This is a genomic window from Phytohabitans rumicis (assembly GCF_011764445.1).
GTDB lineage: Bacteria > Actinomycetota > Actinomycetes > Mycobacteriales > Micromonosporaceae > Phytohabitans > Phytohabitans rumicis.
In genome coordinates this window covers 1,623,287-1,636,198 of sequence record NZ_BLPG01000001.1, presented here as the reverse complement: position 1 = coordinate 1,636,198, position 12,912 = coordinate 1,623,287, and the positions used below count along the sequence as shown (strand labels likewise).

The following is a 12,912-nucleotide window of genomic DNA, read 5'->3' as shown; positions in this document are numbered from 1 at the left end:
CATCCAAATCCAGCGACGAGGAGCCATCCATGCACAGGGCATTCAAGGGCGGCGCCGCCGCCCTGGCGGCGGTCATCACCGTGTCCGCGGTCATCGCGCCGGGGCCCGCGACGGCCACCCCAACGAACGCACCCACCACCTCGAGCGGCGCCACCGGGCACGGGTTGAGCCAGACCAACCTTCCCGTTCTCGTCGACGCGGAAGCAGACCTCACCGCCAACCCCGACCGGAGCAACGAGTCCTGGTATCTCACCGCCCACGTCACCGCCGGCGGACACCGCTACGCATTCGTGGCGCACTACGTGGCTCTCGGGGACGCGGCACGCGGGGCCTCCACTTCGAAGGTGTCGATCACGGATGAGACCACCGGGTGGTACACCCAGTCGGTGCTCAACCTTCCCGCGCGAGTGGGCCTTTCCCATGCTCCGGGGGTGGACATCCGTACCCAGAACATCACCTGGACCGGCGACACGACCAAAATGACCCTGCACGCCACGGTTCCCGAGGGACAGATCGACGTGACGCTCCGCCCGCGCGGACCGGTCCTCTACAACATGGGCACCGGCTACTTCCCGATGTTCGCCGATGCCAGATACCCGAACTACGAGTACGCCCTGCCCACCATCGACACCTCAGGCACCCTCACCCTCAACGGACGCACACAGAAACTGCACGGCCAGTCCTGGCTGGACCGCCAGTGGGGCCCTCTACCTGCCTTGGGCACGGGACAGACCGGCTGGACCTGGATGGGACTGAGCCTGTCCGACGGGACCAGGATGAGCCTATGGAAGACCACCAGCACCACGACGAACACGTGGGTGACCGCCCTCGCGCCTAACGGTACCCAAACCGTCACCGAGGCCACCATCACACCCGACCTCTCCGGCACCTGGACCAGCCCGGCCACCCACAAGACCTACCCCACCCGCTGGACCGTCACCATCCCTGGCCTCCGCACCACGCTCAAGGTCACCGCGACAGCCAACAACCAGGAACTCGGATCCGTGCTCGAAGCCAGCGCCACCGTCGCCGGGACATATGACGGCCGACGCGCCACCGGCTCCAGCTACGTCGAAGTCACCAACAGCTTGCAGTAGCCGCCCGAGTCCGATCCCACCAGCCCTGACGGCCATCCCTTATGCGAGGGATGGCCGTTCGCGGTGACTGCTGAGCGGTGGCCTGTTCATCCAATGAACATGCCCGTTGAGCGTGACGGGAGCCACAACCTAACTTGTCGCTGCTCGGCGGTTCAGCCAGCACGCCGGGCGTCCTTCATTAGCAAGGTCCGTCGGCGGACGCCGGTCCGATAGCAGCGCTTGCGCGCAAGGAGTCGTCCATGGTCCAGATCGATTCATCCAGTGCGGCAAGTGGCGCCGGTGGGAGATACACCCTGAGAGCCGGCACTCTGGCGGCGGTGGTTCTCGCCGTCTGCCTTGCACAGATGGCCCTTTCCGTCCCCTCGCTTATCACGGGGCTGATCCAGCAGGATCTCGCGCCGTCCTCGGCCCAGCTGACGTGGATTCTCGACATCTTCATGCTTCCCGTCGCCGCGTTGGGCCTGGGCTTCGGCGTGTTCGGTGACCTGTTCGGTCGCAAGCGCCTCCTCATGGGGGGCGCCGCGCTCATTGTGGTGGGCTCGGCTCTCGCGATCCTGGTGCCAGGTGAAGGATCCTCGACCAACACCCGGGTGGGGTTGCTGATCCTCGCCCAACTCCTCAACGGCGTCGGGGCTGCGGCCGTCTTTCCGACGAGCCTCGCGATGGTGGCGGCCGGCACGCACACCATCGCCACCCGCGCGCGTGGCGTGGCGATCTGGGCCACTGCGCTCTCCGTCGGCGGCTTCCTTGGGCCGCTGCTGGCGGGCGTCGCCGGCAAGATGCAAAGCGGATGGGCGGGTAATGCGAACTGGCGCTGGGCCTACATCGGTGTCCTTGTCATCGCCGCGGTGAGCGTCGTCGTGTCGCTGATCCTCGCCCAGAACTCCGCCTCGCCCGCGGGCCGATCCATCGACTGGCCGGGTCAAATCACCGCCGCGCTCGGCCTGTTCGCTCTGTTGTATGCCGTGATCCAGGGCCCCGAGAGTGGCTGGGGGAGCCCGCAGATCGTCATCGCGTTCATCGTCGCGGCCGTCTTGCTCGTGCTGTTCGTCTTCGCCGAGAGGCGTGCGGCCGAGCCGCTCCTGCTCCTGAGCGTGTTCAAGAACCGGGCGTTCGCCATGAACTCGGTGGTCACCCTGATCGGTATGTTCGCCTTCCTCGCGATCATGTACTCCACCAGTATCCGCCTCACGGCCATCCAGGGATTCAGCCCGCTGCGGAGCTCCGTCGCCTACCTGTTCTTCGGAGGCATTGGCCTCGTGCAGCTGCCGCTTACCTCGAAGCTGCTTGAACGCTACAACCCCCGGTGGGTTCTCTTCGCCGGCCTGACCCTCATCGGCACTGGTGGGCTGTGGTTCGCCAGCGTTCCGGCGAGCAATCGGGCGCTGGGCGCCATCGTGGTGCCCTTAGTCCTCGTCGGCGTCGGCTCGGCGCTGGCCATCTCCGCTATCAGCGCGGTCGCGGTCAACACGTTGCCCAACCACCTCGCCGGCATGGCAAGCGGTGTCACGAGCACGATCCGGGACCTCGGGTTCGCCCTCGCCCCCGCGATCATCGGTGCTGTCGCGCTTGGCCAAGCCGCCAAGGAGATCGCCCGCAACATGGCCGGCAATCCCGAGCTGAGCAACGCTTATGCGGCTTTCAATGCCTCTGCGGCCAACGCTCCCGCGGATCAGAGACCGCAGCTCGAGGCGGCGGTTCACGCCGTAGCCTCGGGCCCGCTCGGCGCCAACTCGGTGCCGGCCAGCATCCCACTGCCGGATGGTCAGGTCATGCCCTTCAACCCACTTAAGGACGTCGCTTTCGACGCTCTCAGCCACAGTTACTCCACCGCGTACGTGATCGGCGGCGTGGCTGCTCTCGTGGCGGCGGCACTCACTCTCGCGGGTGGGCGCGGCGGTGTAGCCGAGGCCCATCTCGACGACGACCCGCACACCCTCAACGGCTGACCGCACCCGGAAAGGAGTCCAACGATGACCACCGACGTCCGCGTGCCGGACACGGTCGCTCAGGCGGAGGCGGCCTGGCTCGTCGCGATCACAAAGGGCAGCGAGGAGCGGCGTGAACTCATGCTCCCCGACTGTGTGGTCGTTCACGGCCCGGTCGGGAACGTCCATGACCGCGAGCGCTTCCTCAGTTACGACGCATCAATGGGACCCATCGTGGAGGCCGAGACCAGTGCGGTGACGTGTCTGGAGCGAGGGGACGGGCTATCGTGACGTGCTTTCAGAAAATGCGCGTTCGGCGCTCGCCTGACCTGCCGCCGTTTCTGGTTCAGGCGGTGGCCACACGGTTGTGGTTCTCGACCGACGAGGGATGGCGCCTCGGGCACATGCAGCTGTCCCGGCGGCAACCGCCGGCATGACGCGCCGGTTTCCTCGCCCCGCCAAGGGTTACGAGGTGCGAATGGGAATGCCGGGCCTCCAGCCGAGACGCCTGGACAATCCCAGTCCGCTCGCGACCAGCGAGGGAACGGCCGCCTGCAGTTCGATCGAGCCCGCAGCTACCACAACAGACAGGGCCGCGACGACGTTGCCGCGGCCATCGATGATGCGCGTCGCGACCGACTCGGCCCCTTCGCTCAACTCTTCCTTGACGACCACCGTTCCGGTCGCGCGACAGGACGCCAGTTCGCGACGCAGTTCGGCCGGGTCCACGATCGTCTTGGGGGTGAAGCGCTGCAGCCCTCCCGCCAACACCTCATCGATGAAGGCGGGGCTGCTGTGGCTCAGCAGCACCTTGCCGATACCTGAGCAATGCAAAGGCAGATGGCCGCCGATCTGCGACCTCAGACCAACGGCGTTGACCGCTGACAGTCGTTCGATGATCACGGCTCGGTCGCCCTGGAGGACGGCCAGCTGCACATGCTGGCGAAGTGCCGTGTATAGGTCCTCCACAAACGGCTGCGCGGCGCTACGAAGCGTCTCGGCGCGCGGTGCGAGAGTGCCGAGACGCCACAGCGGCAAGCCGATCACGAACCGGTTGTCGCTGGTGCGTTCCAGCGCGCCGGCCTCGACAAGTTCGAGCGTGAGGCGCCTGGCGGTGGCGTGCGGCATGCCAGTACGTCGGACCAGATCAGCGAGGCTCAGCTCGGTGTGGTTGGGGTCGAAGGCAAACAGCAAATCCCACAGTCGGGAGCTGACGGAGCGTCCTGGCTCGTTCGCGCGAGGCATGGCTCACTCTAACTTCAATGTTCGTTGGATGGATGAAGTGGCCCTTACAACGGTTTGCCGGGGGTACAAGAGCATGATGAGTACGGAAGACGGCCCTAAGTTCGCGATCCTCGGTGGCGGCATCGGGGGCCTGGCTGCCGCGGCGTTCCTTCGGGCCAAGGGCTTGGACAGTGACGTGTACGAGCAGGCGGACGCCCTGACTGAGGTGGGTGCCGGCCTGGTGATCGCGCCCAATGCCGCCCGCCTTCTCCGACGCCTCGGCGTGCTGGATCGGTTCATCGAGCGCGCGGTCCAGATGGAGATCGGTTGGGAGTTCCGGCGCTGGGACAACGGCGCCGTCCTCTCCGCCGAGAGCTTGGAGGAGGAGTGCATGCGCCTGTACGGCGAGCACACCTACACCGCCCACCGCGCCGACCTGCTGGACGCCTTGAGGTCAGCTGTCCCCGAGCACTCGATCCACCTCGGCAAGCGCTGCGTTTCGGTCGAGTTCGAAGACGACCAGGCGGTTCTTCAGTTCCAGGATGGCGAGACGGTTCGCCCGGACATCCTCATCGGCGCAGACGGAGTCCACTCACGAGTGCGTACCGCCATCGTCGGGCCGACTCACGCCGGGGAGTCAGGCATCTGCGCCTTCCGGGCTCTTGTGCCGGCGGAGAAGGCACCCGACTTCGCCAAGCGGCGCGCCCAGACCCTCTGGATCGGCCCCGACCACCACCTCGTGCATTACCCGGTCTCCGGCGAGATGTACGTCAACCTGGTGGCCTTCGCACCTGCTGGGGCCAACAGCGTCGAGTCGTGGACGGCCACCGCGACGGTCGAGGAACTGCTCGACGAGTTCGCCGGTTGGGATCCGCGTCTGGTGGAGCTGATCCGGGCTGCCGACACGCCAGGGCGCTGGGCGCTGCTCGACCGCGAGCCCCTCGACCGCTGGAACCGTGCAAACGCGACCCTGCTGGGTGACGCAGCCCACCCGATGTTCCCGTTCTTCGCCCAAGGCGCTGCTCAGGCGATCGAGGACGGTGCTGTCTTGGCCCTCTGCCTCGCAGCGGACCGGGACAACCCGGTCGCGGCGCTGAGGCGCTACGAACAGCTGCGTCGACCCCGCACGGCACGCCTGCAGCAGGTGTCGCACGGAAGGTCTCACATCAACCACCTTCCCGACGGCCCTGAGCAGCAGGCGCGCGACCTGGCGTACTCGAAGGCCGACCCGCTCGAAGCGAACGGCTGGATCTACGAGTACGACCCCGAGGTCGCTGTCGCAGCGTCAGGCAATGAGCCATCCATCGAACATTCTTAGGAGGCGGTGCAGCGAATGGTTGCCGCGACCGGTAGTGGGCTCGTCGTGCGAACACTGCGGCGAGCTGGAGTCGACGTGGCCTTCGGCCTGAACGGAGCACACGTCGACGGCATCTTCCAGGATGCCGTGGACGCCAAGCTTCGGATCGTCGACGTGCGTCACGAGATGAACGCCGGCCACGCGGCCGAGGGCTATGCGCGGGTCACCGGAAATCTGGGTGTCGCCGTCGTCACGGCCGGTGGCGGCTTCACCAACGTCTTGACCTCGGTCGCCAACGCCTATCTGGACCGGACCGCGGTGCTGTATATCGCGGGCTCCGGTCCACTGGAGATGGACCAGGTCAACGACCAGCAGGCCGGGTTCGACCAGATCGCCATGGCAGCCCCGGTGACCAAGTTCGCGCACCGCATTACCCGTGCCGAGCTGATCCCTCGCCTGCTCGCCCAGGCGATCCGCATCGCACAGTCCGAGCCCAAGGGCCCGGTGCTGCTCGACATTCCCTGGGACGTCCTTCGCCAGCCGGTCGACGTCGACGAGGTCGAGGACTACCGCCTCGAGATCGACGGCACCGGCATCGCCCCCGCCCGTGGCGTCGATCAGATCCTCGAGGCGCTCAGCGCTGCCCAGCGGCCGATCGCGCTGGTCGGCAAGTCGTTCGTCACCGCCGAGGCACGGGCACAGTTGCATGAGTTCGCCGCGCGCACCGGAGTGCCTCTCTTCTCCGACTATGAGGGCCTCGGGGCGATCGTCGGCTCCGAGCAGCACGTCGGTCTCGTCCAGACCCTGGCCACCGTTCCGGAGGACGAGCGGCCCGACGTTGTCCTTCTGCTCGGGCTGCGCTTCGGATTGGCCACCCAGTTCGGCACAGGCCGACTGCTCCCGAAGAGCGCGCGGATACTCCAGATCGACCCCGACGGCCGTGAGCTCGGCCGTCTGCAGGATGTCGAGTTCGGCATCCAGGCCGACCCGGTCGGCACGATCGGCCTCCTGAACGAGCGCCTAGGCGACAGCCCCGTGCCCTCAGGGCGTGACGACTGGCGGAGGAGCCTACGGGACGTCTCGGCCGCCCGGCGGTCCGCACTCGCCACCGAGGCGGAGAAGGATGAGGACGCGATCCACCCGTACCTCGCGGTCCGCACGATTGCTGAGTGCGTCCCCGACAGGGCCACCGTGGTCGTCGACGGCGCTCTGACAGAGCTGTGGCTGTCCGAGACCATCGCGCTCGCGCCGCTGGCCCACTACCTCGGGCACGGCTACCTCAGTTCGATGGGCAGCAACTTTGGCGTGGCTCTGGGAGCGCAGTACGCGGCCCCCGACAAGGCGACGATCCTCGTCACCGGCGACGGCGCTGTCGGCTACAGCCTCGCCGAGTTCGACTCCCTCGTCCGGGCGGGACTTCCGGTCGTTGTGATCGTCCTCAATAACCGAGCCTGGGGCGCCACCTTGCACACGCAGGAGTGGCTCTTCGGACGGGATCGCGTCACCAACAACCGCCTGGAGAATGGCTCCTACAGCGGCGTGGCACGAGCTCTCGGTGCGGACGGCGTCGACGTCACGGAACTGGACCAGCTTCGCCCGGCGATCGAGGCCGCCCTCGCGGCCCGGCGACCGACGTGTATCGACGTGCGAGTGAGCCTGGCGCCCGTTCCTCCGGAGGAGCGTGTCCTGATGGGCGGAGGTCCGTTCGGCGGCATCGAGATCGATGCATGAGCACCGCTGCGGCAGGCGCAGTCACACGCCCGCGGGGCGAGGACGATGTCGAAGCGCACCCGGCTCCACGTGCGGTCGATGACGCGTCCGTCGGGCGTTGGCGTGCCGGCGGGCTGCCGCTCGAACCGTTTGATTAGTGAGTCCTTCACGCCGAAGACGGTGTCCTTGCGGCCGATCGGGTCGCCCTCCGGGAAGATGTGGGTCACCAGCGTGCGCGCCCCCTCGTGGGACACCATGAAGTGCAGGTGGCTGGCGCGCAGTGGTGAGCGGCCGACCGCGTCGAGCATCTTGCCGACGGGTCCGTCGTTGGGGATGGGGTACGGCGTCGGAGTGAGGCCCCAGAAGCGGTAGCTGCCGTCGGCCGCGGAGAAGAGATGGCCGCGGCCGGCGCGCTTATCAGCGTCGTACTGCACGTCGTAGAGCCCGTCCTCGTCAGCCTCCCAGACCTCGATTCGGGCGCCACCGAGCGGGTTGCCGTCGGTGTCGGTGACGGTCCCCTCGACCCAGCAAGGCTCGCCGGGGGCACCGAAGGCCACGTCACCGCCGAACTCGATCTGCGGGGAATCCTCGACGAAGAACGGCCCGAAGACGGTCGCCTCGGTGGCGCCCTGGTATGCCTGGTTGCTCACGTTGATCGTCTGCATGCTCGCGCCGAGGGTGTCGGACAGCAGGATGAACTCCTGCCGGACGTCGTCGGTGATGTGGCCGGCCTTGGTGAGGAAGTCGATCGCCGCCCCCCACTCCTTCTCGGTCAGCCGGACCTCGCGGATGAAGGAGTGCAAGTGCTTGACCAGGCAGACCATGAGCTCCTTCAGGCGCGGGTCGGCGCAGGCGTCGAAGGAGGCCACGACGTTGTCGACGAGCCGCTGCTCGACTGCCTGCTGCTGCGGCGACACCTCGCGGTAGATCGTGCCGTGGACACCCGCCTCGGCCGCGCCGGGGTTGACGTAGGTAGCCATGACGGGCTCCTTCAGCTGATCGGGTCGCCGGCCCACGCCGCCTCCAGCAGCGCGGTCAGGTTCTCCTCGGTGACGGGGCTGGGGTTGTTGGCCGGGATCGCCGTCATGATCGGCCCGAGCGCCTTGGCAATGCCGACCTTCGGCATGCCGTAGTCGCGCAGCGCCCTCGGCGCGTCCAGCACCTGGCGCAGGGCGGCCAGGCCGGCGCTGGCCGTCTGGGTGCCGAACACCGCGCCGAATGCCTGGGCGATACGCGCCTCCGCCTCGGGGGCGTGCGAGGCGTTGAAGGCCAGCACGTAAGGCAGCACGACCGCGTGGGTCTGTGCGTGCGGGAGGTTGAACATGCCGCCGAGGACGTGGCAGATCTTGTGATGCATCCCGGAGCCGGCCGAGGCGAACGCGACAGCGGCGAGGTAGGCGCCGTACAGCGTCTGCTCGATGCCCTCGACGCTCGTCGAGTCGTCGGCCACCGCCGGCAGGCCGGCCGCCAGTGCGCGGATGGCCTCGTGCGCCAGCGCCCGGTCGATCGGGTCGGTCCGTGGCCCCCACATCGAGTCCACGCAGTGCGCCATCGCGTTCAGGCCGCTGGCCACGGTCATCTCACCGGGCAGCGTGGTCAGCAGACTGGCGTCGTACACGACTGACGCGGGCAGCACCTTGTTGTCCATGCCGGTGGTCTTGGTCTCGCCCTCGGTCAGGCCCCACACGTTGGTCGCCTCGGAGCCGGCGTAGGTGGTGGGTACCGCGACGATCGGCAGCCCGGTGGTCATCGCCACCGCCTTGGCCAGCCCCGTGGTCGAGCCGCCGCCGACGCTGACCAGGATGTCCGCGCCCGCGCCGGCCGCCGCATGACGGGCTCGTCGCGCGACCTCGACCGGCACGTGCATCACGACCTCCTCGTGACGCAGCACGACGGGGATCTGCTTGGCGATGGGGTCGGCCAACTCCTTCTCGCGGTCCGACGCGATCAGTATGACCTTGGAACCGCCGAGCGCCTGGACCTCGGCAGCCACGGCGGCGGGCGACGCCCCGGCCGCGAACACCACCCGCTGGGGAAGGGTCTCGTGAGTGAACCTCATCGTCATCCTCCAGCCAGCCATTGCGCGCCGTCGGCATAGAGTTGCTCGACCGCCCCGCCGGTGAGGCCGGGAAGCCCTTCCCGCACCGTAAAACCCGCCTTGGTCTGCAGGTAGGCCAAGTGGCGATATCCGGTCGGAAACCGACCCAGGAGTTCCGGATCCAACGTCAGTGTGGCAGCGGGGTCGACGACGTCGAGCCGGTCCTTCTCGTAGATCGGCTGCCGGCGCACGATCGTCCAGCGCCCCTCGTGGCGGGAGAGGAAGTCGTAGAAGCGGCCGGTGCAGACGACATCGACCTCGACGCCGTCGATGCTCGCGCGCTGGTTGATAGTCATTTTCGTCTGGGCGATGGCTCGGTCGCCGGCGATGTCCGCGGCGTGGCCGCCCAGGAAGTGGAGGATGCTGACTCCGTTCTCGAAGCCTTCACGGCTGGCCTTGATGAAGTCGGTGGCGCTTCCGTGGAACCAGGTGGCGCTCATCGAGCCGTCGCGCGGATGCCAGACCGTGGCGAAGCGGCTCCACTGCCCGGCATCGCGCCACAGCGCCCAGTCCTCGATGAGCTGCCGGATCTCGTGGCGGTCGTCGTCGGCCTGCGACATCGTGCGATCTCCGATCTGGTCTTCGACAGTCGCCGCATCATCAGATGGGGTAGTGGCGGGATCCGGACTGGATGGTGATCCAGCGCAGCTCGGTGAACTCTTCCAGCGCGGCGCGGGAGCCGAATCGGCCCCAGCCGCTGGCGCCGACGCCGCCGAAGGGCATCTGGGGCTCGTCGTGCACGGTGGCGCCGTTGATGTGGCAGATGCCGGACTTGATGCGGCGGGCCACGTCGAGCGCGGCGGCCGCATCCCTGCCGAAGACCGCGGCGGAGAGCCCGTACTCGGTGTCGTTGGCGACCGCGACGGCTTCGTCGGTGGAGTCCACCTCGATGATCGAGACGACCGGTCCGAAGGACTCCTCGCCGTAGATGCGCATGTCCGGCGTGACACCGCGCAGCACGGTGGGCTTCACGAACAGGCCGTCGGCCGTGCCACCGGTCAGGATCTGCGCACCCTTGTCACGGGCGTCCTCGATGAGCGCCATCACGTGGTCGCGGGCGCGGGCGTGGACCAGCGGACCGATCTGAGAGGTGGGATCGCTCGGGGGCCGACGACAAGCTTGGCGGCACGCTCGGCCAGGCGGGAGGAGAGATCGTCGGCGACAGCGCTGTCGACGATGACGCGCTCGGTCGACATGCAGATCTCGCCCTGGTTCATGAAGGCGCCGAAGCTGGCCGCGGCGGCGGCCTCCTCCAGGTCCGCGTCGGGAAGGACCAGGAGAGGCGCCTTGCCGCCGAGCTCGAGGACCACCCGGGTCAGGTAGCGACCGCCGAGTTCGCCGACGATACGGCCGACCCGGCTCGATCCGGTGAAGTTCACACGAGTCACGGCCGGGTGGGCGATCAGCGCCTCGACGACGCTCGGACCGTCTTCGGGCGCGTTGCTGATGAGGTTGACCGCTCCGGCGGGCACGCCCGCATCGTGCAGCACCTGGACGATGGCGGCCTGGGTGAGTGGCGTCTGCTCGGATGACTTCAGCACCACGGTGTTGCCCCACACCAGCGGCCACACGACGGCGCGCACGCCGAGGATCAGCGGTGCGTTCCACGGTGCGATGCCGACGACAACGCCGACCGGCTGGCGCACGCCGAGGGCGGTCAGGCCGGGCACGTCCGACGGGATGACCTCGCCGACGGCCGCGTACGCCTGGGCTGCCGCCTCGACGAGCATGCCCTTCGCGACGTGCACGTTGAAGCCGCACCAGGGGAGCGTGGCACCCATCTCGCGGCTCATCGTGGCGACTATCTCGCCGGTGCGTTCGCCGAGCAGGACGGCCGCACGCTCCAGCACCGACCGCCGTGCAGCCGGCGGAAGGCTCGACCACTGCGCAAGGGCAGCCGCCGCGGCGTCCACGGCAAGGTTGACATCGTCGACGGAGGCTGCCGCGACCCGCGCGATCGGTTCGCCGGTCAGGGCCTCGGTCGTCTCGAAGTAGCGGCCGTCCTTGGCCGCGACGTGCTCGCCTGCGATGAGGAGGTCGCAGGTCCGGACCTCGGTCTCAGTAACTGACATGTGTCGCCTTACCTCCACGACGGCGGCGATCGCCGCACGAACCCAGTTGTGTCGAACTCTCTGTGGCCGGCGTCAAGCCTTGAACCCCGTTGTTCATTGATCGGACAGCGGTGTCAGCCCGGCGGCATGCGCTTGGCCTGGTGCATGTGCGCCAAGCGCCAGCCCTCCGCGGTCTGCTCCCAGACCCGAGTCACTGCCTCTTGGATCGGGAACGGCGGCAGGGTCTCGTCGAAGACGATGTGCATCTCCTGGAGGCACGTGGTGATCGCGGTATTGCCCCGCACGGTGATGCCGAGCTCCTCGGCCTTGGCGAAAACGGTGCGGCGGCGGGTCGACGCGAAATGGGCGAAGCTCTCCCGGCCGTCGATCTTTCCGACCGGGCCATGGACGACGTGGCTGTCCTCCAGCATGAGGGCGGTCATCGCTTCTTCGCCCTCGGTGAGAGCCACGAGCCAGGCTGCCTCTGCCTGCTCGATCGCCTGGACGGTCGTGGTGGTCGCGGTCGTCGCGGTTGTCATAGGTCGAGCTCCAGAATCGGTGAGTGTGCTCGCGATGAGCACGGGGTGAACATGCCGTCGGCGCGCTCACGATCGGTCAGGATGTCGTCGCGGTGGTCCGGCTCTCCGGCGAGTACGCGCACGATGCACTCACCGCAGATTCCCTGCTGGCACGAGTAGGGGGCGTCCACGTCGTTGGCGAGCAGGACGTCGAGGATGCTCTCGCCTTCCTTGATCTCGTACTCGCCGCCGGTCTTGGCAAGCCGCACGGTGAAAGTCCCGCCGGCAGCCTTTGGGGTGGCGTCCTGCACGGGCGTGAAGCGCTCCTTGTGGATCGCTTCGGCGCGCCAACCCGCTTCGAGCGCGGCGGAGATCACGAAGTCCATGAAGCCGCCGGGGCCACAGACGTAGATCGCCGTCTCGGGGTCGGGCGGGCCGATGTCGGTGGCAGTGCGGAACCGCTGCTCGTCGGGGCCATCATCGAAGTGGAGCCGAATGTGCGGGTTGTGCTCCAACTCGGTCAGGAACGCTGAGTCTGCCCGGCTTCGAGCGCAGTAGTGCAACTCGTACTCCGCGCCGCTGGCTTCGAGCGCGTGCGCCATCGCCAGCAGGGGAGTGATGCCGATACCGCCGGCCACCAGCAGATGGCGACGTGCCTCGTGCGAGAGTCCGAACCTGTTCCGCGGGAGGGAGATCCGCAGCCGGTCGCCCTTGCGGAGTCGATGCATGCCCAGCGAGCCGCCGCGCGACGCCGTCTCGGCCAGCACTGCCAGCCGATATCGGGTGCGCTCGTGCGGCGGCCCGCACAGGGAGTACTGGCGGACCAGACCGGCGGCGCCGTCCACCAGCACGTCGACGTGGGCGCCGGCGGCGAACTCCGGCAGCTCGACCTCGTCGGGACTGACCAGGTCGAGCACCACGATCCGGGCAGTCGCGTCGTACCGGGCGTCCACGATGGTGTCGAGCCACTCGGTGCCCATCGTTCCTGC

10 protein-coding genes and 2 pseudogenes are annotated in these 12,912 nt (G+C 68.0%); 5 read left to right on the top strand and 7 right to left on the bottom strand.

Annotated features, from left to right (window positions below; genetic code table 11):
* Positions 1-29 precede the first annotated feature (29 nt).
* From Prum_RS06675 to Prum_RS49295, 3 genes are all read left to right on the top strand, one after another.
* Positions 30-1,097 carry a lipocalin-like domain-containing protein gene (locus Prum_RS06675; RefSeq protein WP_173074836.1) on the top strand — a complete coding sequence of 356 codons (1,068 nt, stop codon included), beginning with the start codon at positions 30-32 and terminating at the stop codon, positions 1,095-1,097.
* Between the two features lie 239 nt (positions 1,098-1,336).
* Positions 1,337-3,046 (top strand): MFS transporter, encoded by a 1,710-nt coding sequence (locus Prum_RS06670; protein ID WP_173074834.1) that lies wholly within the window; start codon positions 1,337-1,339, stop codon positions 3,044-3,046.
* 24 nt (positions 3,047-3,070) lie between these two features.
* Positions 3,071-3,316 (top strand): hypothetical protein, encoded by a 246-nt coding sequence (locus tag Prum_RS49295; RefSeq protein ID WP_218577110.1) that lies wholly within the window; start codon positions 3,071-3,073, stop codon positions 3,314-3,316.
* Between the two features lie 174 nt (positions 3,317-3,490).
* Here the strand turns inward: Prum_RS49295 and Prum_RS06660 are convergent, their stop codons facing one another.
* A complete protein-coding gene (locus Prum_RS06660) occupies positions 3,491-4,219 on the bottom strand; it encodes an IclR family transcriptional regulator (RefSeq protein ID WP_218577109.1) in 729 nt (242 codons plus the stop codon).
* 127 nt (positions 4,220-4,346) lie between these two features.
* Between Prum_RS06660 and Prum_RS06655 the strand changes: the two genes are divergently transcribed.
* Both Prum_RS06655 and Prum_RS06650 read left to right on the top strand, forming a co-directional pair.
* Positions 4,347-5,567, top strand: a complete 1,221-nt coding sequence (locus tag Prum_RS06655) for an FAD-dependent monooxygenase (RefSeq protein WP_218577108.1) — start codon at positions 4,347-4,349, stop codon at positions 5,565-5,567.
* A 15-nt stretch (positions 5,568-5,582) separates the two neighbouring features.
* A pseudogene (locus tag Prum_RS06650) lies at positions 5,583-7,133 on the top strand (thiamine pyrophosphate-binding protein); the annotation flags it as partial.
* Here Prum_RS06650 and Prum_RS53625 read toward each other — a convergent pair.
* The 6 genes and pseudogenes from Prum_RS53625 to Prum_RS06620 all read right to left on the bottom strand — a co-directional run bounded on the left by Prum_RS53625 (position 7,076) and on the right by Prum_RS06620 (position 12,903).
* Positions 7,076-8,236, bottom strand: a complete 1,161-nt coding sequence (locus Prum_RS53625) for a hydroxyquinol 1,2-dioxygenase (RefSeq protein ID WP_281368853.1) — start codon at positions 8,234-8,236, stop codon at positions 7,076-7,078. The pseudogene Prum_RS06650 and the gene Prum_RS53625 sit on opposite strands and share 58 nt — an antisense overlap.
* 11 nt (positions 8,237-8,247) lie before the next feature.
* A complete protein-coding gene (locus Prum_RS06640; protein ID WP_173074828.1) occupies positions 8,248-9,315 on the bottom strand; it encodes a maleylacetate reductase in 1,068 nt (355 codons plus the stop codon).
* 2 nt (positions 9,316-9,317) lie between these two features.
* A complete protein-coding gene (locus Prum_RS06635; RefSeq protein WP_173074826.1) occupies positions 9,318-9,914 on the bottom strand; it encodes a nuclear transport factor 2 family protein in 597 nt (198 codons plus the stop codon).
* Between the two features lie 40 nt (positions 9,915-9,954).
* Positions 9,955-11,426 (bottom strand): annotated as a pseudogene (locus tag Prum_RS06630) (aldehyde dehydrogenase).
* A gap of 113 nt (positions 11,427-11,539) precedes the next feature.
* Complete coding sequence (locus tag Prum_RS06625) at positions 11,540-11,944, bottom strand: nuclear transport factor 2 family protein (RefSeq protein ID WP_173074824.1); 405 nt, start codon at positions 11,942-11,944, stop codon at positions 11,540-11,542.
* Entirely contained in the window at positions 11,941-12,903 is a 963-nt protein-coding gene (locus Prum_RS06620) for a PDR/VanB family oxidoreductase (RefSeq protein WP_173074822.1), read from the bottom strand. The genes Prum_RS06625 and Prum_RS06620 overlap by 4 nt, the downstream gene beginning before the upstream one ends.
* Positions 12,904-12,912: the final 9 nt, after the last annotated feature.